Annotated in this window: 27 protein-coding genes; 11 read left to right on the top strand and 16 right to left on the bottom strand. The window is 55.2% G+C overall.

Translation table 11 applies throughout. From position 1 onward, the window contains the following. The first annotated feature begins 8 nt into the window (after window positions 1-8). Entirely contained in the window at window positions 9-1,166 is a 1,158-nt protein-coding gene (locus GQS_RS01380) for an ATP-binding protein (RefSeq protein WP_014011869.1), read from the top strand. A gap of 23 nt (window positions 1,167-1,189) precedes the next feature. On the opposite strand, the gene GQS_RS10930 is transcribed toward GQS_RS01380, so the two are convergent. The 5 genes from GQS_RS10930 to GQS_RS01400 form a co-directional block, all read right to left on the bottom strand. Continuing rightward, complete coding sequence (locus tag GQS_RS10930) at window positions 1,190-1,348, bottom strand: hypothetical protein (protein WP_014011870.1); 159 nt, start codon at window positions 1,346-1,348, stop codon at window positions 1,190-1,192. Window positions 1,349-1,369: 21 nt separating this feature from the next. After that, on the bottom strand, window positions 1,370-2,731 hold the full coding sequence (locus GQS_RS01385; RefSeq protein WP_014011871.1) for an ATP-binding protein: 1,362 nt from the start codon (window positions 2,729-2,731) through the stop codon (window positions 1,370-1,372). Window positions 2,732-2,780: 49 nt separating this feature from the next. Continuing rightward, window positions 2,781-4,055: a tRNA(Ile2) 2-agmatinylcytidine synthetase TiaS gene (gene tiaS / locus GQS_RS01390; RefSeq protein WP_014011872.1), complete on the bottom strand. Its 1,275-nt coding sequence runs from the start codon at window positions 4,053-4,055 to the stop codon at window positions 2,781-2,783. Between the two features lie 30 nt (window positions 4,056-4,085). Beyond that, complete coding sequence (locus GQS_RS01395; protein ID WP_238515791.1) at window positions 4,086-5,441, bottom strand: alpha/beta hydrolase-fold protein; 1,356 nt, start codon at window positions 5,439-5,441, stop codon at window positions 4,086-4,088. 251 nt (window positions 5,442-5,692) lie between these two features. Further along, window positions 5,693-6,262: a GNAT family N-acetyltransferase gene (locus GQS_RS01400; RefSeq protein ID WP_014011874.1), complete on the bottom strand. Its 570-nt coding sequence runs from the start codon at window positions 6,260-6,262 to the stop codon at window positions 5,693-5,695. A 45-nt stretch (window positions 6,263-6,307) separates the two neighbouring features. On the opposite strand from GQS_RS01400, the gene GQS_RS01405 reads away from it, so the two are divergent. After that, the gene (locus GQS_RS01405) at window positions 6,308-7,264 is read left to right on the top strand and encodes a transcriptional regulator (RefSeq protein ID WP_014011875.1); all 957 of its coding nucleotides are present in this window, start codon (window positions 6,308-6,310) and stop codon (window positions 7,262-7,264) included. A gap of 18 nt (window positions 7,265-7,282) precedes the next feature. Here GQS_RS01405 and GQS_RS01410 read toward each other — a convergent pair whose 3' ends face one another. Further along, entirely contained in the window at window positions 7,283-8,533 is a 1,251-nt protein-coding gene (locus GQS_RS01410) for an HD domain-containing protein (protein ID WP_014011876.1), read from the bottom strand. An 87-nt stretch (window positions 8,534-8,620) separates the two neighbouring features. Further along, window positions 8,621-9,904 carry a phenylacetate--CoA ligase family protein gene (locus GQS_RS01415; RefSeq protein WP_014011877.1) on the bottom strand — a complete coding sequence of 428 codons (1,284 nt, stop codon included), beginning with the start codon at window positions 9,902-9,904 and terminating at the stop codon, window positions 8,621-8,623. Window positions 9,905-10,024: 120 nt separating this feature from the next. Between GQS_RS01415 and GQS_RS01420 the strand changes: the two genes are divergently transcribed. The 3 genes from GQS_RS01420 (at window position 10,025) to GQS_RS01430 (ending at window position 12,722) form a co-directional block, all read left to right on the top strand. Continuing rightward, window positions 10,025-11,074 (top strand): hypothetical protein, encoded by a 1,050-nt coding sequence (locus GQS_RS01420; RefSeq protein WP_048056502.1) that lies wholly within the window; start codon window positions 10,025-10,027, stop codon window positions 11,072-11,074. Window positions 11,075-11,079: 5 nt separating this feature from the next. Continuing rightward, window positions 11,080-12,183, top strand: coding sequence for a DUF835 domain-containing protein (locus GQS_RS01425; protein WP_238515793.1), 1,104 nt, complete (start codon window positions 11,080-11,082; stop codon window positions 12,181-12,183). Between the two features lie 314 nt (window positions 12,184-12,497). Continuing rightward, complete coding sequence (locus GQS_RS01430; protein WP_014011880.1) at window positions 12,498-12,722, top strand: hypothetical protein; 225 nt, start codon at window positions 12,498-12,500, stop codon at window positions 12,720-12,722. Window positions 12,723-12,728: 6 nt separating this feature from the next. Here GQS_RS01430 and glp read toward each other — a convergent pair whose 3' ends face one another. From glp to GQS_RS01445, 4 genes are read right to left on the bottom strand one after another with little or no spacing between them, the layout of a single operon-like run. Further along, window positions 12,729-13,919 (bottom strand): gephyrin-like molybdotransferase Glp, encoded by a 1,191-nt coding sequence (gene glp, locus GQS_RS01435; RefSeq protein WP_014011881.1) that lies wholly within the window; start codon window positions 13,917-13,919, stop codon window positions 12,729-12,731. 2 nt (window positions 13,920-13,921) lie between these two features. Beyond that, entirely contained in the window at window positions 13,922-14,380 is a 459-nt protein-coding gene (locus GQS_RS01440) for a PIN domain-containing protein (RefSeq protein WP_014011882.1), read from the bottom strand. Beyond that, window positions 14,377-14,529 carry a hypothetical protein gene (locus GQS_RS10935; RefSeq protein ID WP_158306488.1) on the bottom strand — a complete coding sequence of 51 codons (153 nt, stop codon included), beginning with the start codon at window positions 14,527-14,529 and terminating at the stop codon, window positions 14,377-14,379. Before GQS_RS10935 ends, GQS_RS01440 begins: the two co-directional genes overlap by 4 nt. Window positions 14,530-14,562: 33 nt before the next feature. After that, window positions 14,563-15,078: a molybdenum cofactor biosynthesis protein B gene (locus GQS_RS01445; RefSeq protein WP_014011884.1), complete on the bottom strand. Its 516-nt coding sequence runs from the start codon at window positions 15,076-15,078 to the stop codon at window positions 14,563-14,565. A gap of 100 nt (window positions 15,079-15,178) precedes the next feature. On the opposite strand from GQS_RS01445, the gene GQS_RS01450 reads away from it, so the two are divergent. From GQS_RS01450 to GQS_RS10805, 3 genes are read left to right on the top strand one after another with little or no spacing between them, the layout of a single operon-like run. Further along, on the top strand, window positions 15,179-15,772 hold the full coding sequence (locus tag GQS_RS01450; RefSeq protein ID WP_014011885.1) for an adenosylcobinamide amidohydrolase: 594 nt from the start codon (window positions 15,179-15,181) through the stop codon (window positions 15,770-15,772). A gap of 29 nt (window positions 15,773-15,801) precedes the next feature. Then, on the top strand, window positions 15,802-16,014 hold the full coding sequence (locus GQS_RS01455) for a hypothetical protein (RefSeq protein ID WP_014011886.1): 213 nt from the start codon (window positions 15,802-15,804) through the stop codon (window positions 16,012-16,014). Further along, a complete protein-coding gene (locus tag GQS_RS10805; protein WP_014011887.1) occupies window positions 15,998-16,468 on the top strand; it encodes a type II toxin-antitoxin system VapC family toxin in 471 nt (156 codons plus the stop codon). The genes GQS_RS01455 and GQS_RS10805 overlap by 17 nt, the downstream gene beginning before the upstream one ends. On the opposite strand, the gene cobT is transcribed toward GQS_RS10805, so the two are convergent. From cobT to cobZ, 5 genes are read right to left on the bottom strand one after another with little or no spacing between them, the layout of a single operon-like run. After that, the gene (gene cobT / locus GQS_RS01465) at window positions 16,452-17,453 is read right to left on the bottom strand and encodes a nicotinate mononucleotide-dependent phosphoribosyltransferase CobT (protein ID WP_014011888.1); all 1,002 of its coding nucleotides are present in this window, start codon (window positions 17,451-17,453) and stop codon (window positions 16,452-16,454) included. The two genes, GQS_RS10805 and cobT, sit on opposite strands and share 17 nt — an antisense overlap. A gap of 48 nt (window positions 17,454-17,501) precedes the next feature. Further along, complete coding sequence (locus GQS_RS01470) at window positions 17,502-17,750, bottom strand: hypothetical protein (protein ID WP_014011889.1); 249 nt, start codon at window positions 17,748-17,750, stop codon at window positions 17,502-17,504. 30 nt (window positions 17,751-17,780) lie between these two features. Beyond that, window positions 17,781-18,338, bottom strand: coding sequence for an NTP transferase domain-containing protein (locus GQS_RS01475; RefSeq protein WP_014011890.1), 558 nt, complete (start codon window positions 18,336-18,338; stop codon window positions 17,781-17,783). Window positions 18,339-18,350: 12 nt separating this feature from the next. Then, window positions 18,351-19,046 carry an adenosylcobinamide-GDP ribazoletransferase gene (gene cobS, locus GQS_RS01480; protein ID WP_014011891.1) on the bottom strand — a complete coding sequence of 232 codons (696 nt, stop codon included), beginning with the start codon at window positions 19,044-19,046 and terminating at the stop codon, window positions 18,351-18,353. Continuing rightward, window positions 19,043-19,459 (bottom strand): alpha-ribazole phosphatase CobZ, encoded by a 417-nt coding sequence (gene cobZ / locus GQS_RS01485; RefSeq protein WP_014011892.1) that lies wholly within the window; start codon window positions 19,457-19,459, stop codon window positions 19,043-19,045. The genes cobS and cobZ overlap by 4 nt, the downstream gene beginning before the upstream one ends. A gap of 65 nt (window positions 19,460-19,524) precedes the next feature. Here cobZ and GQS_RS01490 point away from each other — a divergent pair, with 65 nt between their 5' ends. The 3 genes from GQS_RS01490 to GQS_RS01500 are packed head-to-tail and all read left to right on the top strand — an operon-like array spanning window position 19,525 to window position 22,096. Further along, window positions 19,525-20,271: a uracil-DNA glycosylase family protein gene (locus GQS_RS01490; RefSeq protein WP_014011893.1), complete on the top strand. Its 747-nt coding sequence runs from the start codon at window positions 19,525-19,527 to the stop codon at window positions 20,269-20,271. After that, window positions 20,259-21,143: an adenosylcobinamide-phosphate synthase CbiB gene (cbiB, locus tag GQS_RS01495; protein WP_014011894.1), complete on the top strand. Its 885-nt coding sequence runs from the start codon at window positions 20,259-20,261 to the stop codon at window positions 21,141-21,143. The genes GQS_RS01490 and cbiB overlap by 13 nt, the downstream gene beginning before the upstream one ends. Beyond that, complete coding sequence (locus GQS_RS01500; RefSeq protein WP_014011895.1) at window positions 21,128-22,096, top strand: aminotransferase class I/II-fold pyridoxal phosphate-dependent enzyme; 969 nt, start codon at window positions 21,128-21,130, stop codon at window positions 22,094-22,096. Before cbiB ends, GQS_RS01500 begins: the two co-directional genes overlap by 16 nt. Window positions 22,097-22,110 lie beyond the last annotated feature (14 nt).

Raw genomic sequence — 22,110 nt, forward strand, 5'->3', positions numbered from 1 at the left:
AAATGCACATGCTTGAGGTACAGAACCCATGGTGGATTGGTGAACCCGACAGGGACTGGGAGCTCTTTGAAAAGCTCACCTACAGAATCAGGCCGAAATGGCTCGACGGGCTCTCATTGGAGCCTTTTTCTGTCAACTTCGTTGTCGGCCCGAGAAGGGTCGGGAAGACCATGGGAATAAAGCTCCTCATTAGGGAACTCCTCAAAAAAGTCCACACTCCCTACGCCGTCTTTTACTTCAGCTGTGACGTGCTTGAGGGCTACAAAGAGCTTTTGGAGGTTCTAAAAGACTATCTAAGGCTGAAGAGACGAAAAAGCGTTAAAACGGCCTTTATATTCCTCGACGAGGTCAGCCTCGTGGATGACTGGTGGCGTGCCTTGAAGTTCCTCATAGACAGAGGCGAGTTGAGGAGCGACGTCATCACGGTGACCGGCTCGATTTCCCTGACGGTAGGCAGGCATTTTGAGACCTTCGGCGGCAGAAGGGGGAACGGAAGAACGATTGAGGTCATGCCGCTGAGTTTTCACGAATACTACAACCTTTTCTACGACGAGTTCTTCCCCTCAAAGGGGGAAGAGGTCTTCGAGAACTACATTGAGACCGGAGGATACTTGGCATACCTGAACGGAACGCTGAAAGTCGAGGAGCTCGTGGGCTTCCTGAAGGCCGACTTGAAAGCTTTAGACCGCTCGACCGACCTTGCGAGGGACGTTATGGGTGCGATACTTGATAAGGCTCCCTCACCCACATCCTTCAACGCGATAGCGAAGGTAGTTGGAATCTCCCCCCACACCACGAGGGATTACGTTGAGCTCTTCGAGGCCTTCCACGTCCTTCTGCAGGTTCTCTACCTCGGCGGCGACGGGAAGGTCTACCCTCGGAAGGAAAGGAAGCTGATTCTCCGCGACCCGCTCATCGTGAGGGCCATGGAGCTATGGACGAGAAGGAGGGTTGATAAAGCGGTTCTCTACGAGTGGCTCGTCCAGGAGCACCTGTACAGGAAGTTCGGGGAGGTTTACTACTACAGGAACTCCTACGAGGTTGATGCAATCGCTGGAAACCTGAAGGTCGAGGTGAAATCGGGGGAGAGAAGGGGGAGGTATCCGAGGGACGTTAGAGTCCTGAATGGCCCGGAGGTTCCGGGGTTCCTCTACCACCTCCGCTGATTATGCAGATGACTGCCAGCGATTTAATGATGGCCCGGCATGTACTTCCTCTTTCTTGCCTCGACGGCCTTCCTCCCGAGGAATTCCCTCTCCACCCACTCAAGAATTGCCCGATGCTTAGCGATTATTCCGACGGGCTCGTCCCCTACTCCTCCGTATATGGATCCGGCGAACCTATTCACCGTACCGCACACTCCCACCCCTCAAACTTCACCCTCAAAAGAAATAAGCCTTTCGAAGTCCTCTAAATCCCATACCAGCCAGCCTTCGGCACTCAAAGCTTCCTTCCCGTTTACCTTCTTTGCCACAAGACCGTAGCTCTTCTCGTAGTCCTTTAAACCAACGAGCTCTGCTTTCCTCTCCAGATCTTTTAAAATGCCCCTCGCCTCTCTTTTGCTCAGCTCTTTCCATTTTGCCTCAACAAAGAGCGCCTTTCTTTCCCGCTCGTTCAAAGCCACGAGGTCAATTTCCTCTCCCTTCCTCCACCATTTTCCAACCTTTGTGAACTTGAAGGGCAGCTTTTCCGCCCGGTTCAGCTCAATTAGGAACTGTCTTGCAATTTTCTCAAAAATTGGGCCAAGGTAGTGGTTATATGCCCCTCGTATCTCATTCACGTCAAATATGCCCTCCTCCATGAGTGAGAGGTTCGGGTAAACAAAGCGGAACCAGAAGGCGAGAAAGTTGTCCGCAACGTAGTAGCGGCCCAGCTTGGAGTTTGGTTTTTCCGTGATGGGAACTTCCCTCACTACTAACCCGGTCTCGATTAAGTTCCTGAGGTATGGGGTTATCTCCGAGTGCTTCATCCCCGTGAAGTCCCTTATCTCCTTCGGCGTCGTTTTGCCGAGGGCTATTGCCTCAAGTATCCTCCTGTACGTCCTCGTCTCCGTGAACTCGTACCTCAGCAGGAAATCCACCTCGTCGCGGAAGAAGCTCACTGGGTTCTTCAGCTCCCCCTCAAGCCACTCCCAGAAGGGAAGCCTGACCTGAGCTATGTAGAAGGGAATCCCGTCCGTCATGCCGTAGACCTCTACAAGCTCCTTCCAACTGGCATTCGGGAAGAATTCTCTTAGGTGAAAGAACTTTAGGGGTTTGAGCTTCATTGAACCAGTTCTCCTGCCATAGAGGGGACTCTTGTAGCTGAGAACCTTCTCGGTCATTATGCTCACCGAAGAGCCAAGGAGAATTAGCTTCGTGTTTGAATTCGAAAGATCTGTATCAATAACTCTCTGAAACTCGCTTAGAACTCTAGGGTCTTCTTTTATCAAGTTCGGAAACTCGTCAATGACGATGACCTTCCCTCTTAGGGTGTGGAGGAGGGCCTCCCAGCTTCCACGGGCGTATCTCGCCTCTGGAAAAACCCTCTCTGCGGTCTCCTGAAAGTGCCTCAGGTTATCTCCTTCAATGGCCAAGTAGTAAACGTGGGGAACGTCTTTCACTGCTTCGAGGACAAGACGGGTCTTCCCAACGCGCCTTCTTCCATAGATGACGATTAGCTCGAAATTCTCGCTTGAGAGCCGTTCTCTCAGTGCCTTAAGCTCCTCATTCCTATTTACGAACTTGGTCATGTGATAATCACCGTTATGATAATGGTAATTATCACTTTAAGCCTTTCGTTTACAGGAGTTCTAAAACCCTCTCTTCCCCACCCGGCAGCACCAGCGGCCTCGACAGGTGCTTTCTCGCGTCGGGCGGCACTTCGTAGATTTTCCTCTCCAGCTCGCGCGGGACTTCAACCGGGATGAGCTTCTTCGGCATTCTATAACCACAGCGCTTGCATTTCAGGTAGTCGCCCTTGCTCTTCATCGTTCCACCACAGCGCGGACACTTAGGCTTCTGGTACTCGATTTTGGGGACGAGCTTTACCGGGTAGAACTTTTCGAGGTTGAGCGTCAGAACGCCATCGTGCTCCTTAACTCCCCCGGCCGCGATGATTTCATCGCCGGGCAGGAGCTTCCTCACGTAGTTCCTGAACTTCTTGGTCGGCTCGAAGGCAGCAACGCGTATCTTCCCTGTCTCGTCCTCAAGCTCAAAGAACACGTGCCTCCCGCGCTCCCAGTAGGGCTTAACCACCGTTCCCCTAACCACCGCGCTGTCGTATAGCTTCAGCTCACCGATTTTTTTGTATGTAAGATGGTCGTCGGTGTTCTGGTTCGTTTTGAATAGCTGGTAAAACGCAACCGGCTCCCCAAACTCGACCCGCTCGAAGGTCTGGAGAACTTTCCCTCTGTCAATCCCCCTGATGCCAACCAGAACGGGATCCTTGCCGTGGGGTGTTATGAGGACGCTCCTCTTGTGGGGGTCAACATTGTCGTAGGTGAAGGGATAGCTCCAGCGGTCGGCGGTGAAAACACTCTTCGAATCGACCTTTCTCGGAGTTCCCCAATTGTCTGGCTCCCTGTAAGCCAGCAGTTCGTAGGTGAAGCGTTCAAGGGGATAGCCTATCGCCGCGAGGGAGCCTATTATGCCCCTCCCGACCTTGAACTTGAAGTACTCTGCCCCAACTTCCTTTGCGACCCTTTCAGCCTCCTCGATCGTAACGTGCTCCCTCAAAGCCCTCAACGAGAACTCGCGGAGCTCTTCTGGAATATCCCCTTCGAAGAAGACAACGCCGGGGTTAGTGTTCTCGTGAGTGAAGTCAGAAAGCTGGTTTACGTAGAAAAGGACGGTATCTTTGATTTCGGGGATAACTTTCTCATCGACTTCAAAGGTTATCGCCACTGCCCCATTGCCGCGGGTCTTGTACGGGATATTTGGGTTGAGCCTGATCAAGCGGGGAAGGTCTATGGGCTCCGCTAGGCGGGAAAGCTCGCGGTATAGGAGGGCACCGAGGTACGTGGTGCACATGCCGTTGGGTGAGTCGGTGTCGTCGATTCCGATGTGAAGGAGCATGGTTGAAGAAAAGGGAATGGGGTTTAAAAATCAACCGCCGAAGAGCCAGAGCACCGCATCCGGGAAGCGCCTCGACCAGTAGTACTCGTTGTGTGTGGCTCCCTCGTCCTCGATGACGAGAAGGTTTTCGCCCTCCACGTAGCCCCTTTCCTTCAGTGCCTCCACCATCTTTCTGTTGGTCTCTATCATCTCGCTCGGGTCGCCCCCCTCGAGGGTTCCCCAGTCGATGTAGATTTTCTCCGGGCCCTTCGGGGCGTTCCTCACGAAGTCATAGATCTCCGGGTTGAACCAGAAGGCTGAACTCATGGCTCCAACGTAGCGGAAGGTCTCAGGGTATTTGAAGCCGGCGTATATCGAGATGAGTCCTCCGAGGGAGGAGCCCATTATCCCTGTCTCGTTCGGGAGGGTTCTGTAATGGGAGTCGATGTAGGGCTTAAGCGTTTCGACGATGAAGCGGACGTAGGCGTCTCCTTCCCCGCCCCCTCCGTAGGCCTCGTTCCTCCACGGCGAGTACTCGTCTATCCTCCTCTCGCCGCCATTGTCTATGCCGACAACTATGATCGAGAAGTTTCTCTCCCGGAAGAGTTTCTCCAGGGTCTCGTCCACCCTCCATTCGCCGGCAAAGGAGGTCGCCCGGTCAAAGAGGTTCTGGCCGTCGTGCATGTAGAGGACGGGGTATCTCCTGTCGCTCTTTCCGTAGTCTGGAGGCAGATAGACCCATATCCTCCTCGTCCTGTTGAGCTGGGGCATGAACATCTTGAAAGTCGTCACGTTCCCGACTATCGTGTGCGTGCCGACTCCGGCTTCCTCCACGTAATCGCGCCAGTGGTAAACCGTGAACTCGTACCTCCCGCTTTCCTCCAGCACCATGGCCCTGTTCGGAAGCTCCTCGCCGTTTCTGCCCTTCTCAACGGTCTCCCACGAGCCGCGGGTGAACTTGAACTCGATCTTGGTTCCTCTCCTGAACGCCAGCGTTATCTCCCACTTCCCGTCGTCGCGCTTTCTGAGCCTGTAGTTTTCGTCACCCGGATTCCAGCCGTTGAAGTCACCTGCGATATACACCGCGTCATTTTCCGGCGTGTAGTCGGGAACCGAGACGATGAACGTGACCGTGACCACATTGGGGGTTTCCGCAGCGGGGGAGGTCGTTTCGTTGTCCCCCTCGGGTACTTCAGTGCTTGGTGTTTCTGTTGTTGAAGTGGAGTTCGTTGACGTCGGAGTGCTCCGGGGAGAATCGGTGGTCTCGCGGGTATGGAAAGTGGTGCTTTCGTTGGACTGTTCTGAGGTCGTCTGCGTGGCTCCGCCGCCGTTGAGACATCCCACGGAGAGGACGAGCATTCCAGCTAGCAGCACAACGAGGAGTCTGGTTGGACCTTCCGTTACCACCAGTTTCACCCTCAGGATGGTGGGTGGGGCGTCCTTATATCCTTACCGAACTGTTAGGGTTAAATAGGTGCGGTTTTCTCAGCGAGGGCGAGATGACGATCGTGCCGGGGGATGGAGCACTGTCCCAAGGCCCTCGAACCTTCGTACGTCCTGATGTTCGAGCCTGCGGAGCTGAGGAGCAAGGGAGATTGATCAGCTAAAGCAGTCCGGAGAAGAAAAATATCAAACCCGAATCAAACGGGTTCTCCTCCCTAGGTTTTACTGTTCGTTGGACTTTCATCTATTGAACCCTGTTCCCTGAACCGCTCGTACATCAGCACATCAACGAAGCCTTCTCCCGGGACGTACTGGTGCTTCCTCCAGCGGCCGGCGAGGGTGAAGCCGTTCTTCTCGAGGACCCTTATCGATGCGATGTTTGTCTCGAAGACGTGGGCGTAGACCTTCCGCAGGTTGAGCCAGTCGAAGGCGTATTCAAGGGCGAGCTTTACGGCCTCGCTGGCATAGCCATGGCCCCAGTGCCTCTTGGCCAGGAAGTATCCCAGCTCCGCCCTGCCGTTGTGGTGGTCTATCCTGTGCAGCCCCACAAGTCCCACGAGGGAGCGCGAGGAGTTCTCCATGATCGCGAATACCTTTTCGTGCTTCTTCTCCCGCCTCAGAGCCTCGTACCACTCCAGTTCGTCCTCGTAGAAAAATATCTCCTCCGGGAACGAGAGGTACTTCCTGACGTCGCGGTCGTTGTACCAGAGCCAGACCTGCCGCAGGTCGTCCTTCAGAAGCATGCCTATCGACACGAGACTCCCCCTGAGTATGATCGGCCTCATAGCGACACCTTAACTTTATATAAGCCGTTTGCGTATTTAAGGGTGATGGACAGGGAAAGGCTCATACGGACGGTTGAGGCGATACTCAGGGGCACGGGGTACAAAACGGCGCGTATGGAGTTTAAGGGCTCGTGCTTTGACATAGTGGCGAGCAGGTTATTCCTCCTGCTCTTCATAAAGGTGGCCACCAACATAGATGCCGTCACCGGGGAGCAGGCGGAGGATTTAAAGAGGCTGGCCCGCTTCTTCAAGGCTTCGCCCCTGATCGTCGGCCTAAAGACGAAAAACGCCGAGCTTGAGGAGGGTGTCGTTTACGAGAGGTTTGGAATATACGCCCTCAGACCCGAGACCCTCTACGATGTTCTTGTCGAGAACGAGATGCCGGCCATATTCGCCGAGCGCGGCGGCTTTTATGTGAGGATAAACGGCGGCCTATTGAGGAAGCTGAGGGAGAAGTACGGGTACTCAATAAACGAGCTGGCGCAGCTCCTCGGCGTCTCCAGAAAGAGCCTCACCAACTACGAGCGCGGTGAGCAGGCGGTCTCGCTTGAGGTCGCCATCCGCCTTGAGGAGCTCTTTGACGAGCCCCTTGCGGAGCCCATCGACGTTCTCCACTCAACAGTTGAGGCCAACCTCGACGTTACCCCGGAGACACCGCTTGAGAGGGAGATATTCGACCGCCTCAAGGAGCTGGGCCTCGGCGTTGTCAAGGTCAAGAAGGCCCCATTCAACGCCGTCTCGAGGGAGGACGAGTTCAGGATCCTGACTGGCATAGACGAGCGCAAGACCCGCTCCACAGTCAAGCGCGCCGAGATGGTGGCGGAGGTTGGCAGGATAATAAACAGCGACGGTGTTTTCATACTCGAGAAGACCCGGACCGAGGTCGTTGGGGAGGTTCCCCTTATTCCGAAGGAAAGCCTCGACGAGGTGAGGGACGCCGACGAGCTCATAGACCTCATAGAGGAGCTGAAGAAGGAAATAAAGAAGCAGCTCTTCGGCTGATCGCGTTCCGGTGTCCCTTCAGCTGAACAGCACCTTTCTCCAGGTCTCCCGCAGTTTGGGCACGTACTCCCCCGGTGATGCTATGAGGACGGCCCAGCGCGGCGTCTGGCGCCTCTTCAGGGCGTTGGCCAGGGGCGTAACCCGGGTCAGTGGCTGGATGCTTCCGTCGTCCAGGAGGACGTTTATCTCCGTTGCCTTAAGCCTCGGTTCACTGAGCATGAGGTCAGCTATGCTGAACTCCAGGATGACCTCGCCCTCCCTCGCGCCAACCGCATCGGCGAGTGCCCTTTCTATCTCCTGCCTCCTTTTGACGTTCCTGTACGCTGTCAGCAGCTCCCTCTTTTCCTCGGTACTCAGTTCGTCGGCGTTTGCCAGAACCGCGGCCTTGTAAAGCTCCCTGTACTTCACGCGCCGCACCATCTCCGCGGGGAAGCCCTCGAGATCCTCCAGCTCCACAAGAACGCGGCAGTCGGTCATCCTCCAGAAGTCCCAGAGGTGGCCCTCCTCCAGGGCGAACTCCAGAGCTCTGGTGAGCATACCTTCAGCTATCTTCACGGTGTGGTGGAAGTAAACGCGGGAGTACATGAGGGAGCGGGCGACCATCATGCCCTCAACAGCCTCGATGCCCTTCTCATCGACAACGAGCTCGCCCTCGTGGATCCGGAGAACCTTCATGAGCCTCTCCAGGTCGATTATGCCGTGGGCGACGCCGGTGTAGTGCGCGTCCCTGACAAGGTAGTCGAGCTGATCAACGTCAACATCTCCGTGCAGCATCTGGCCGAGATAGCGCTTTTCGTGTTTGCCGAGGATGAGGTTAGCCACGTCCGCAGGTTCGAAGTCGTAGCCGTAATCCTCGATTATCTCGGGAATCCGGCCGCCGTTCTCGCTCTCGGTTATGTTAACCTTGCCGAGAACTATATCCTGTCCGAGTCGCATGTGGTCGTGCTCTTTAACGTAGTGCTTGTATATGCTCTCAAATGTGTGGCTGAAGGGCCCGTGCCCGATGTCGTGAAGCAGGGCCCCGACCTGGAGGAGCATGCTTTCATCCTCGCTTAGGCTAACTTCCGCGGCGAGTCTTCGGGCTATGCTCCACGCGCCGAGGGAGTGCTCGAACCTGCTGTGGTTGGCACCTGGGTAAACGAGGTACGCGAGGCCGAGCTGTCTTATATTCCTAAGGCGCTGGAACTCGGGGGTTTTAACGAGGTCAAGGATGAGTCCCGTGAGCTTCATGCTGCCATGGATACCGTCGTGAATAATTTTTCCATTCATCGCTATCACCGCTGAAGATTTGAGAACAGGCTTAAATAAATTTTCGGCATTGTGACAACGATGGAATAAAATAGTGGAAGGGGGCGCTCAGAGGTCTTTTCCAACTATGTATATTCTCTTGGTTTTTCCGAGCCTCCTCGGGAGGTCCGCCCTGAGCTTCTCCAGCGGAACCGCCACTATCTCCAGTTCCGCCTGCCGGGACTCTTCCACCTCGTACCGAACGGGATTGTTGGCCTCGTAGAGCAGTTCTCTGACTTCGTCCTCTATCCCCGCGGGCTTCTTCTCCCCATATGCGATGCGTATCGTGGCCTTTGGTTTCGGGTTCTCCGGTGAGAGCGGGTGGTAGATTATCACGAAGTCGAGGAGGTCCGGATGGTCGTACACTATTTCCATCACCTGATCGATGTGGAGCTTCGCTCCAGCGAGGGTCACGACGTCCTTGATACGGATGATGTTCCTGACCTCGCCGTTCTCTATCCTCGCCAGGTCGCCGATGTCATAGTTGAAGAGCGGCAGTCCGGTGAGTTCACCGTCCCGCATCACCTTGGTTATGTAGATGCGCTTGTAGTCATCGTAGCTGTCCCCGTTGTCCTTGAGGACCACTATGGATTCCCCGAAGCTGAACTTCGTGGCCTTCTTCTTTGTGATGACGCGGTAGCCGGTTACCGCATCCTCCGTTGAACCGAAGTTGTCTATTATCACCGCGTTCTCAAACAGTTCCAGAGTTGCCCTTGCGAGCTCGGGGGTCAGGGTTTCGCCGCCAACGACTATGGTCTGTATGTCCTTCTTTATGGACTCGGGCAGGGTAAGGCCAAGGTTGTATGCCGTCGCTGTGAGGCAGAAGAGGGAGGTTGGCTTTATGTCCTGAAGCTCGCGCAGGAGCATCTCCCTGTCCAGGAGGTACTGGATGGGCACCTGGTAGTAGGCGGTTTTTGCATTGATGGCCTCGAACCCGCCAAAAGCAAACATGCCGGATGACGAGGGGAGCGGAGGGAAGAACGACGCGATTCTGTCGCCCCTATCCATGTACTCCCTTATCCACGGCTCGAGCTGGCGCCCGCTCCTCATACGGTCGTCCCGGGTGTAGGGCACCCTCTTGGGACGGCCAGTGGTTCCGCTGGTTCTCATCACGGTGTAGAAAATCTTGGGATCCTGAATGTAGTCGGGCCATATCTCGGAGGTTCGGTAAAGGTCGTGGGGTTCGATGGTCACCCGGTCCGTCAATTCCGCCAGGTCTTCGGGCGTTATTTCCTCCGCGTTCACCCCCAAGAACTTTTCTTTCCAAAATTTCGTCGTTTCCAGGGCCTTCTCCAGGGTGTACCTGAGGTCCTCTACCCCACTCCTGTCAACCCTGCCAACTATTAATCCCATTTAACATCCACCCAATTACACGTGCACTTTTTCCTATTTAATGTTTGGCATTTATTTAATTACATTGAGACGGCATTGGATTTGAAAAAGCTTTTATACTGTTTGGTTAAAACATTCAGCATGAACTATGAAATCCTGTTGGAGAACCTACAGGAACACCCACTAGGTGTTAAGGAAACTTGGATGAGGGAATACCTGAGGGAGATATTTGAGTTTCATTTTGAGAGAACTGCCTACTGGAGGAACGTTGCTGAAAGGCTGAAGCCAGACCTCGATGAGATATTCCAGGGAACCATAGCGGAGGCCTTTGAGAGGATATTCAATCTGGGCCTCGCGGTGGATGAGGACTACCTCCGCGCCAACTGGCTTGAATTCGTTCCCGAGGGATACAGCGGCAGGATACGCTTCTACCAGTCCTCCGGGACCACCCGTGAGAGGGCCATCGGGCACTGGGACGCCCGCTACACGGATGCCCTTCACGCGTACCTGCGTGCGGCCCTGGATGAGATCTACGGGCTGGCGGACGTTTACCGTGGTGACCACCAGATGCGCGCCATCTCCCACGGCCCCTACGGCTGGTACCAGGATGAGATAAGCCAGCTCGTCTGGAGCTACGGAGGAGTCCTCTACTTCATAGGCATGGAAACCGATGGTCTGAAAAAGGTCCTCCGCGAGAAGGGGCAGGAGGCCGTGCTGAAGATCCTGGATCCCCTGGTAAGGTACACAAAGCGCGTCATGGAAGCGGACAGGATAAATACTGTTCGCTCGGCCCCGCCGTTGATGTCCCTCTTTGAGCCATACAGCGAGTCCATTGAGACCGCGATAATAAGCGGAGTTGGGATAAACAGGGATTTCTTCGAGTACCTCTCGAACACCTTCGACGGCACAAAACTCATTCCCCTCTACGGCTACTACCTCTTTGGTGACCTCGTTGGAATCTTCCGACGCGGGGAGTTCTGGTACTACCCCAACTACCCCACAACCATAGTGTTTCCCATGAAAGTGGTGGACGGAACGCACAGGATAGTCCGGTACGGGGAGAGGGGAAGGGTAGCATTTATAATCGCCAGACCTGAAGTTTTAGTTGTCAAATTTGAGGATGAGACAGCACTCCGCGTTCCACCTGAGAGACCGTTTAGATGGGACGGGTTCGGTGAGCCCAGCAGATAGATGGGGTGAGGTTGTTGGATGGCATCCATACACTCCTGCTCGTAGAGGCCGCACTGGTGCTGATCGCGGACGCCGTGGCCGTAACATGGATATTCAAGATATACCTGCGCAACAGGAGAAAATCTGCCCTGGCGTTCTCGATAGCGTGGGTATTCGATTTCTTAACGATCCTCTTTACCGTGCAGCAGAGCGTTACCATCCAGCTGGCTGGACTCCTGTGCCTCTCGACGTTCGCGGGCTTCATTTTCTACGGCTCCGTGAAGTTCCTTGAGGAGGAGTCCATAAACGCCAGACACAAAACCCTCGCTGTCCTTTCCGCCATGCCCGTCGCGTTTATGGTGTACATCCTCGGTGTGTACGCATACACAGGGGACGCCTTCTGGACGGCCACGACCGCAGCGGCGCTTGGGATAAGTGGGGTCTTCGTGGTGGCGGGCGGACTGCTGCTGATGGAAGTTGAGGAGATTTACAAGAGCGCCATCAAATACCTCTCCATCAGCATAATTCTGTTTGGGATTCACCTCATCCCTGCGGCCCTCTTCGGCCTTTACACCTGGTACGAAGCGATAGGCTTCACGTTCTCGTCCATACTGATAGTCTTCATGGTATGGGCAATGGTCAAGCTGACATCATCCAAGACGTTCCTGCCCTCAAAAGAAACGGTTCCCCAGCAGCCCGACCTTAAACCCGGCACCCTCCTTGTGGGGATCAACGAATACAAGAAGCTCAAGGAGAAACTCCGCGAGATGCCCGTGCTCGCCTTCGTCAGGGACGTCTCGGATATACCGGAGGGGTGGGAGTGCTACTTCGTGACCACCATCCCATTCCAGGGCACCTTCAAGAACACAATAAATCCCACCAACCTCGCGAGGATGACCGAGATCTCCTACCAGTACCTTGAGACCTTCGCGAGGTCAGGGAAGCACGGCGTCATAGTGATCGACTGCTTTGAGTACCTTACAGTGTACAACTCTTGGGAGAGCCTCATGAAGTTCATCTCCAAACTGAGGGACTTCACCATCGTGAACAACGGCACCCTGGTGGTTGTCCTGGAGAAGGAAAGCCTAGAACCGAGGCTTTACTTCCAGCTGCGGAAGCTGATAGAGTGAGGCAGCTTTATATACCCTCTTTTTCAACTTATCAATGCCCCCGCGCGAGGACCCTCCAGAACAGTGATGGTGGGTGCGATGCGGGGGCTACAGCCCGGTCTTACAGCGAGGTCCCCGCGGGAGGGCCTTCCGCGTTACGGAGCACGATGGCCGCGGGAAACCCAGACCGGGCACAGACGGCCCGCCTGGGTTAGCCCGCCTGAGCCCGCCGTCTGGCATCGATGAGGGCGGGAGTTACGGGCGGGCCATAGCATCGTAACATCCCGTGGAGTAAGGTTTATTAGGTTCTTGTGGTAGTTCTACGGGGGATATGTGTGGCAGATCAGAAGAAAAACCCCGGGGACGAAGAGGAAGAAAAAATCAGGGACGTTCTCCCGTGGGGAAAATCGAATTTTCTGAGTGATGTTATTGCGGAACGGAAAAGGGAGCGCAGCGAGGCCATTGAGATAGTGGAGAACCTCGTTGATCCAAACGGCCTCCCCGATGAGGTTAAGCCCATAATAAAAAAGCCGGATAAAAAGGAGCTGATTGGGGAGTGAGGGCTTTCAGTACAGCACCACTTCGATGGTCTCCCCCTCGAGATACCCCTCGCTGTCCTCGGGGATTTCGATATACCCGTTGCTCTCCACGAGCGAGCTTATTATCCCGCTGCCCTTCTTCTTGATGGGTCTGGCTTCCCCGTTCTCGTACCACACCTTCACGAACTCGTAGCGCCCGAGCTGGCTCGAAACGCGCTCGGTGAGCCTCGCCCGGATCCTGACCTCATAGTTCCTGGCCCCAACCAGCTTCGCGAGGGCGTGCTTGACGTAGAGATGGAACTGGGCGAAGACGGCTACCGGATAACCGCTCATGATGAAGACCCTCTCGCCGTAGCCCACCGGCCTCCCGGGCTTTATCGTCGTGCCGTGGAAGAGCAGCTTGACGAAGCGGTGGGCGAAGTCCTTATCCCCGAAGGCGGAGCCGCCCGTGACGAGGACGAGGTCGCACTCTCCCCTTGCCCGTTCTATCGCAGATCTGATGGCATCTTCATCGTCCGGGACGACGCCGTAGAAAACCGGCTCGCCGAAGTACTGCCGCACCAGTCCTGTGAGCATGACCGAGTTGCTCTCAACAATCTTCCCAGCCTTCAGTGCGTCTTCATCGAACTCCTCGATGAGCTCGTCGCCCGTAATTATTATCCCGACGCGGGGCTTTCTCTTGACCTTCACGCTCCTGAAGCCGATGCTCTTGAGGAGCGCCAGGTCCTGGGGCCTTAAAACCTGTCCCTTTTGGAGGACAACCTCCCCCTTCCTCACGTCCTCGCCGGCGAAGGCCACGTTCTGTCCCGGAGCGACAGGTCTGAGAACCCTTATGACGTTCCCATCGCGCTCCGCCATCTCCTGCATAAGAACCGCGTTGGCCCCCTCAGGCATCTTCGAGCCGGTCATGAGCTTCACAGCCGTTCCGGGCTCAACTTTCGCCCCGCTCTCCTCCCCCGCGACTATCTCGTCCACGACGCTGAGTTCAACCGGGCTGTACTCCCTTGCCGGGAACGTGTCCTCCGCCCGGAGGGCATAGCCGTCGACGGCCGAGCGGTCGAAGGGCGGGCTGTCTATGGGGGAAACGACGTCTTCAGCCAGAACCCGTCCGAGGGCCTCGGAGAGGGGAACCTTCTCGGTTTCATAAATCTCGCTCAGGTCGTCGAGGAGGAGCTTTAATGCCTCTCTGTAGGGAGTGAGAGTCTTGAACTCCTTCATTTTCATACCCCCACTGTTTCTAGAAACTCAACACGCTTGAAGTCTGAATCAAATGTAGCTATCCTCTGGATGCCATAGCTTTTACAGGTCAGAGTTATTTGGGCATCGGAGGGCAGAAGATTGTATTTTTCCATGATGACCCTAAGTTCCCTTGTCTGCTGAACGTCTTGGAGTATCACAATGCCCACTTCGCTGAGAAGGCCATCGAGCACGTTCAGAACTGGCTCAAAGGGTTTCCATCCATTTTTTCTAATGAACTTTCGTAGACTGTGCTTGCCCTTTATTCCAAACTTTTCACGTCCGAATGCCATTGCGAGGGCTCCAAGAGATTCCCTGTATACGAGCATTGAGGTAACCTTGGTATCTCCGCTCAAAAGAATCATCTCGGCCGCGTCAGCATCTTTCCCGTTGAGGATGTACTCGACGATGACAGAAGTGTCGATGAAGATGACGTCTTTCAAAGCTCTTCAGCCTCCGCAATGGCCCATTTTATCGTTTTCTCCTCAAACGTTCCAAGTGCACCCCTAAAGTGCCTTAGCCTCTCAAGTTTTTTGGCCTCCGTTTGCATTGGTTGTTTCCCTGGCTCGTTGAGATTTTCCATCTTCATCACCACCCATTATCTTTGTATGATCGAATATTAACCTTACTCCCTCCCGTGCTTGAGTACGTGGCCGGCCTCTTTGAGGATGATTTTGATCCCAGTCCTTGCCGCGCCGAGACTGCCGGGCAGGCAGAAGACGGCCATGGTTCTGCCGGAGCTCCTGATTATTCCCGCGGTTGCCCTCGTCATGACCGCGGCTGTGCCTATCTCCTCGTAGCTGAGGAGTCTAAAAACCTCGCCGAAGCCCGTCAGTTCCTTATCGAGGAGGGGCCTGATGCTCTCTATCGTCACGTCCCTGCTTGTTATTCCGGTTCCGCCGGAGGTTACCAGGACCTCCGCCCCCGCTCTGAAGGCCTCGACAACGGCACCGATTATCGCCATCTTCTCGTCGGGAACGACCGCGTAGTAAACCTTCTCATGTCCAGCCTTCTCCAGCTCCTCCACGAGGAACTTCCCGCTCTTGTCCTCCTTCTCACCCCTGCTCGCGGTGTCGCTGACCGTTATGACCGCGAACTTAAACTTCTTTGGAGCCTTTCTCTTGTGTTCCTCCGCTCCCATATTACCACCCGATTAAGCTTGTTCCTGAACTTAATAACCTTTCAGCAAACGGAAGCGTTTAACGGGAAGGGTTATATCTTGAGAGGCTGAGGAGGAAGTCATGGAGTTCAAACACTTCATCCAGCCATTCGACGAGCCGCTGCTGGCATTAAGCAACGCACCCCACAGAGGGGGCCTAACGAAAGCAAATGGTTTCTTTTTCATGATGGTTCACAAGAACTACTCCGGCGACTACAAAGCCGACTGCCTCGCCTTCGAGCGGGAGAGCGGCCTAAAGAACTTCGTTGGCTTTATGACGGCCGCGGAGGTGGGTAAGGTTCTCTCTGTTGCAAGGAGCGGGAGTGTTACGGCCTATGTCACGGCCGGGATAACAAACCCTGCGATAGCCGGCGATGTGCCGCCTCCCTGGAAGCCGGGGACGATAAACATCGCCCTCGTCATCCGGGAAGGCCTGACCGTCGGCGCGATGGCGAACGCAATAATGACTGCCACCGAGGCGAAGACGTACACCCTGCTGAGCCTCGGATACAACGCCACCGGAACGACGAGCGACGGCATCGGCGTCTTCGCTTTTGAAGGGGAGAAGGAGTGGGCGGGAACGGCGACGGAGCTTGGAATGGGCATAGGAAAAGCGGTAAGGGAAGCCCTCGCTGAGAGTCTGAGGAAGTGGGAGAGGACGAGAAGCGTTAAATAGTCTCGCTTCCTATTAGGAGCGGTGAGAGAATGGAGGACGTTGAGAGCCAGGTCGAGAGGCTGTTCCTTGACGCACAGAACCTCCTGTTGAAAATGAAGCTGAAGGAGATTCGGAAGGGCAGGGTTACCCTTGAGGAGGTAGAAAAAGTTGTTCAGGAGGAGCTGAAGGTCGAAGAGGACGTAGAGGATATAACGGAGATAATCCGCCAGATGAGGGAGAGAGACTATGAGTTCGAGTACTGACGTAGTGCTGGACACAAGCGTCCTCGTTAAGGGATTTCTACCGCCGTTGCGCCGAAAACACGATGAGATTTACTACAGGCAACTTTCCGTTCATCTGAAAGCCAAGGAACTGCTGAAGAAAGCTCAGAACGGAGAGTTCATACTTCATGAACCCGTCATAGCGCTCGTAGAAACTTCAACTGTGTTGTGGAGGCTCTCAAAAAGTGAAAGAATAGTCGACGTTGGCGTTGAGTTCCTCGAAACTTACTCAATCTTCTACTCCGACGTTTACCTCATGGAAGACGCGATGAAACTGGGCAGAGAAACCGGGGCCAGCGGTTTCGACGTTCTCTTCCTCGCCTGCGCGAAGAAGGTAAACGCCAAACTGATAACCGACGACAAAAAGATGTACGAGAAGGCCGTAAAAGCGGGAATAGAAGCGGAACTCCTCAGGGAGCTCACTTCATCTCCATGAGCCTTCTGTACAGCTCCTCCACTTTTTCGCTAACGTCCTCCGGCGAGAATCCGGCCTTTATTGCCAGCCACGTGGCTCCTCCAGCCCCTACTCCCTCCTTAACGTAACCGCGCTCATAGTCCCTCAGTCCTTTAAACTCGCTCTTCGAGAAGTCCAAATCGGCGGCGTAGCTTATAATCCCGATTTCCTTTGCAGTCTCGATGAAGGTCGCGCTCTTGTCATTCACGACCCACTTGGTTGTGGCAATCATGAACCTGCTCAAGTCCTCGCCGAGGGCCTTCAAGAGCGCTGAAACGGCCAGCATCTGAGTTCCACCTGCTAAAACGATGTCCCTCCTAAAGCCGAGCGCGATACCGATTACCGTCGCCATCATCGGGTCGCCGAACTGCCTGAGGGCTTCGAGGGGGTTGTCCCTCAGCTGACCCCTTTCGATTCCGGCCCTACTGAAGGCTTCACCGATTACCTTCTCCTTCAAACTCTGCGGGTTGTCCGGAGATGCGGAGCTGGTCTTGGCGTCGTAGCCGAGCGCCCAGAGAACCGCTTGAGCTGTCGTCGTTCCTCCTGGCGTGGACTCCCCGATTACGAGTTCCTTTATTGGGGTTTTGTTCAGCTCCTCGCCGAAGAGCTTGGCGCGCTTGATTATCTCCCCGAACTCCGGCAGTGCAGGTTCTTTTCTGAAGTCCTTCCCAACGGCGTCGCTGATGTGGACGTGAGGGAGGAGTGGAGCTAAATACGTTCCTCCCCTGACGATTAGGATGGGAAAGTCTGCGAGCTCTTTGGCTGCTTTCGTGATTATAGCCGGCGTGGGATGCCCTTCCGGTGTTACGGGGATTACGTCAATCGTCAGGGGCTTCTCGTGGAAGAGGTATTCGGCATCGGCCACCGGCGTGAGCTTCGTCAGTTCTGGCGTCGCTCCGGCAACGCTTATCCCCGGAACGGTGCTTATCTCAGTATTTCCCAAAACGAGGAGGAAGAGGCTCTCCATTCCAACCACCGCTGGAGTTTTTATCCAGGGGTTTATATGCCCTTCGGGTCACCAGCGTCCTTCCCATTCCTCATACTGCCACGGCTCTTCAAGCTCCTTTGGCTCCTTTCTGCGTTTTCCCTTTATCCATCCCACGACCGCCATAATGATTATCAGGGGCACTATGACGACCAGCAGTGCTGCGGAGAACACCAGAATGCCCAGTATAACCAGGACGACGATTATCATGATCGCTAGGAACGCCAGAATACCAACTATCGACGAGCCTATTCCCGGCCCGTCTCCACCAGTTTTCATGCTATCACCGTTGGAACTACTCCCCTTTCCTTAAATCTCTTTTCGTTTCTTGGGCCTTAAAATCCGTGCCATTCTCTCGGCCAGCTCAATCTCCTCCCGCGTGTTCACGTTCAGAGCCAAGAGCGGGTTGCTCAGCTCGAAGAAGCGCTCTCCCTCTACCCCAACGGCGTTCAAACCGACTATTGCATATCCCTTATACACCACAGGATTCAGGTCGCGCGGGATTTTTTCGATGGACAGAACCCCGGTCAGGCTCGTCCTTCCATCGAAGGCCCCTGAGATCTGCGCTATGTCGCCCGCCTTCACGAAGGGCAGGTCTGCGGAGACGCTGACGAAGGGCCCGAACTCGTGGAGGAGCCACCCAACGTCTTCAACATAACCCTTTCCCGGTGTTTCTACGAAGGGAATTCCCTCGCGGAGGCACAGCTCCTTAGTCTTCGGCGTGTTCCGGGAGAGGGCAACGGTTGTTTCACCGACATTTTCCGCCTCATGGTAGATGCGGAGGATCATTGGCACTCCGCCGACCATTAAAACTGGTTTTTCTCGTCCCATTCTGCTCGAACGCCCACCGGCCATGATGACTATCATCGGAACCCCCTCTTAACTCATCTGCCAGACCACCACAATTCCCAGGAGCGCTCCAGCCCGCGTTATCTCCGCCACAGCCCCAATGCAGTCACCGTTAAGCCCGCCAAAGTTCTTCAGCGAGATGTGAATAACGTAAGCCCCAGTCAAGGGGCCAGTGAGGGACGCTAAGGAGCGTGGTTCGGTGTAAGCTATTGGGATGAGCAAGAGGAAGTAAAGGGCCGTTCCAAGAACCAGTTGCTTTCGATTCACCCGCTCCATGAAGTACGCTCCGAGTCCCTGACCGAGGGGCTTCTTCGTCGCTAGAGCGAGGAGCATGGCGAACTTGGAGTTCAGCTCCGCCAGGAAGAGGGCATAGAAAGGAACGAGCTGGAGGGAATAGACCTGGAGGAAAAGAACCATCACGACCGCAAAAACTCCCGCTATCCCGGTGTTCAGATCCTTCATTGCCTTAATCTTCCTCTCGCGGTCGCCCTTGGCCATTATCCCGTCCGCCCAGTCCGCCAGGCCGTCGAGGTGGAGGAGCCCTATCGTGAAGTATAGAGCAAGAAGGGCCAAAACGTTCCCGAGGGGAAGGTTAAGGTAGAGAACCGCGGTTGGAAGGGCCGAGCTTAGGAGGGCAACCAGTGGGAGTGCCCAGAGCTCTCCCCGGGCCTTCTCGAAGTCTCCCCTAACCGGCAGTCTGGTGAAAAAGGGAACGAGGTTCTTCATGGCTGCTCCCCCTCTGATTCGAAGAGTCTCGTCATACAGCCCGCTATGAAGCCGCCGACCGCGTCGTCGAGGAACGGTGGGAGCTCCGCCAAAATCCCCGGTTTCCGCGTGTCGTAGTAGAAGAAGTTGAAGAGAGCCATCTTGCCGCCGATTAGCTCGGCTATGGAAATCCCAATCAGCTCGTCGGCCACTAAATTGACCGGATCGCCCTCAACCTTGAAGTTCTCCTCAAGCAGGAACGCCGCCGTTAGGAGTGCCTGGACGTTGATGTCACCAAGATAGTGGAGCATCAGCTCCCTAAGTTTCTCCCGAACTTCTTCTCGTTCGTCACCGATGTAAAGTTCCAGCGCGGTGTCGAGCATCGCGTCGAGTGTTATCCCCTTTGATTCGAGAATCTGAAAGAACTCCACCATACCCTTTTCCACCGTTTCAGTCTTCAACCACCAAACCTATAAACCCTCTGGACTTTTTATCCATTATGCTCTTAAGGCTGGAGAACCTCAAAAGGGTGGGCGAGCTTTACATAAACCCGACCAACCTCAAGGTCGCCCCGTTAGCCCTTCGCGACTGGAGGGACTTTCTAAGTCTGGATGAGAGGACCTACGGGGTCTATGCGAGAACGATATACAACCCCCAGGAGCGTTTTCTGGTGGTAAATTCAGATGATATGGGCCCTTTAATGAGACTGGAGGCTCTCTACTGGGAGTTTCTGATGGAGGCGGAGTACTTTTGCGGCACCGAGAATCTGGACTATCAGCTCCGGATCGGGGAGTTTGATGGCCTTCCCTTCGCCAACGGCTGGGTCGGTTCGGGAGTGGTGCTCGTAGGGGAGGCACCGGGAAGGAGGGGCTGCGGGAAGACGGGGATATGCTTCTACCGCGACGCATCGGGAATGCTCCTGAGGAAGACCCTCTTCAGCCTCGGCATTAACCCCGACTTCCTCTACATAACCAACGTCCTCAAGTGTAACCCTCCGCAAAACAGGCTCCGTGGAGTCCCTGAGGGGGCCTATGAACTGCTCGCAATGGAGATCGAGGCGATTAAGCCAGGGGCCATCTTCGCCATTGGCAGAACCGCCGAGAAGACCCTCAAAGAGCTTGGATTCGAGGTTGAGTACTTAAAACACCCGGCCTGGTACGTGCGCCGGGGCCTGAGGGAACCGAGTGAGGAGATACTCGCCGAGTACGCTAAAATCAGGGAGGCCATGGGAGAATGGAGGTCCTAATCGTTTTTCTCCTTGCGCTCCTCTGGGACCTGCTCCTCGGCGAGCCGCCGGCGTTAGTCCACCCCGTCGTCTGGTTCGGACGGTTAGTGGGGTTTTTTGACGGACGCTGGGAGCGAAAAGGTCCTCTTCCCGACTTCTTAGCCGGAACACTGGCCGCTCTGGTCGCCCTCCTCTTTGCCATTGCCCTCTCGCTCCTTCCGTTCTACCTACCCTTCCCGCTCAACTATGCTTTGGCCGTTTACCTCCTCAAGAGCTCCTTTGCGATAAAGAGCCTCCACGAGCACGTTTCGAGAACCGTAACTGAGAACATCGAGGAAAAGAGGAATGCCGTCTCGATGATAGTGAGCAGGGATACAAAGAGCCTTGACGAGGCGCACCTCAACTCGGCAGCGATAGAGAGCCTCGCCGAGAACCTGAACGACTCTGTTGTGGCTCCCCTTTTCTACTTCCTCCTCTTTGGCCTCCCGGGAGCTCTGCTCTACCGTGCCGCTAACACGCTCGACGCGATGCTCGGTTACCGGAACGAGCGCTACGAGTTCTTCGGCAAGTTCTCGGCGAGGTTCGACGACCTCCTCAACTTCGTCCCGGCCCGCTTGACGGTTCTCCTCTACCTCCCGTTCGGCGGACGGAGGGTTTTGAAGTATTACCGCCTCGCGAGGTTCAAGCTCAACTCCGACAAGCCGATGGCTGCCATGAGCGCCCTCCTCGGCGTCTGGCTAGAGAAGCCCGGCGTGTATCATTTTCCCGGCAGAGCTCCGGAGAACAACGATATACGGAAGGCCCTGAAGGTTTACTGGTTAGTCGTTGCCGAATGGGTGATTATCGTCTCTCTACTCCTTGCAACGGAGGTGTTTCCATGCTTGAACCCGTGAAGTTCTCAACTTACCACGGCGGGAGCAGGGAAGAAGGTCTGCTCGACTTCTCGGCCTCGCTGAATCCCTATCCGCCCGAGTGGCTCGAGGAGATGTTCCGGAGGGCAAAGGAGATAAGCACCCGCTACTCCTACTATGAGAGGCTTGAGAAGGAACTGGCCGAGCTAGTCGGTGAACCCCTGACGGTAACGGCTGGAATCACCGAGGCGCTCTACCTCCTCGGAATACTCGCGCTCCGTGGGAGGAAGGTGGTAATCCCCCGCCATACATACGGCGAGTACGAGAGGGCTGCGAGGATTTTTGGAGCGGAGGTCATTAAAGGCCCGAACGAGCCTGAAAAGCTCGCGGAGCTTGTTGGGAGAGACTCGGTGGTTTTCTTCTGCAACCCCAACAACCCCGACGGGAGGTTTTATAGAATTAAGGAGCTCAAACCCCTCCTCGATGCGGTTGAGGAGGGAAAAGCCCTCCTTGTCCTCGATGAGGCTTTCATAGACTTTGTGGAGAGACCTGAAAGCCCGGAAGGAGGAAACATCGTCAGGCTTAGAACCTTCACCAAGAGCTACGGTCTGCCGGGAATAAGGGTCGGCTACGTCCTGGGCTTTCCAGAGGCGTTTAGGAGTGTTAGAATGCCGTGGAGCATAGGTTCAGTGGGTCTGGCCTTCCTTGAATTCCTAATCAAGGACGGCTTCGAACACCTGAGGAAAACGATGCCCCAAATCTGGCGTGAGAAGAAAAGGCTGGAACAGGCCCTCGACGTGAAAAGCGACGCCAACTTCTTCATCAAGCGCGTTGGTGATGCAGGGGAAGCCGTGGAGAGACTTAAAGAACGTGGAATCCTCGTCAGGAGCTGTGAGAGCTTCGGCCTGCCCGAGTTCGTTCGCTTTTCGGTTAGAAAGCCGGAGGAGAATGATATTTTAATTGCAGGGTTCAGGCGTGTTTTAAACGGCCTTTGACAGTGCGTGCTGTG

This window comes from Thermococcus sp. 4557, from assembly GCF_000221185.1.
GTDB lineage: Archaea > Methanobacteriota_B > Thermococci > Thermococcales > Thermococcaceae > Thermococcus.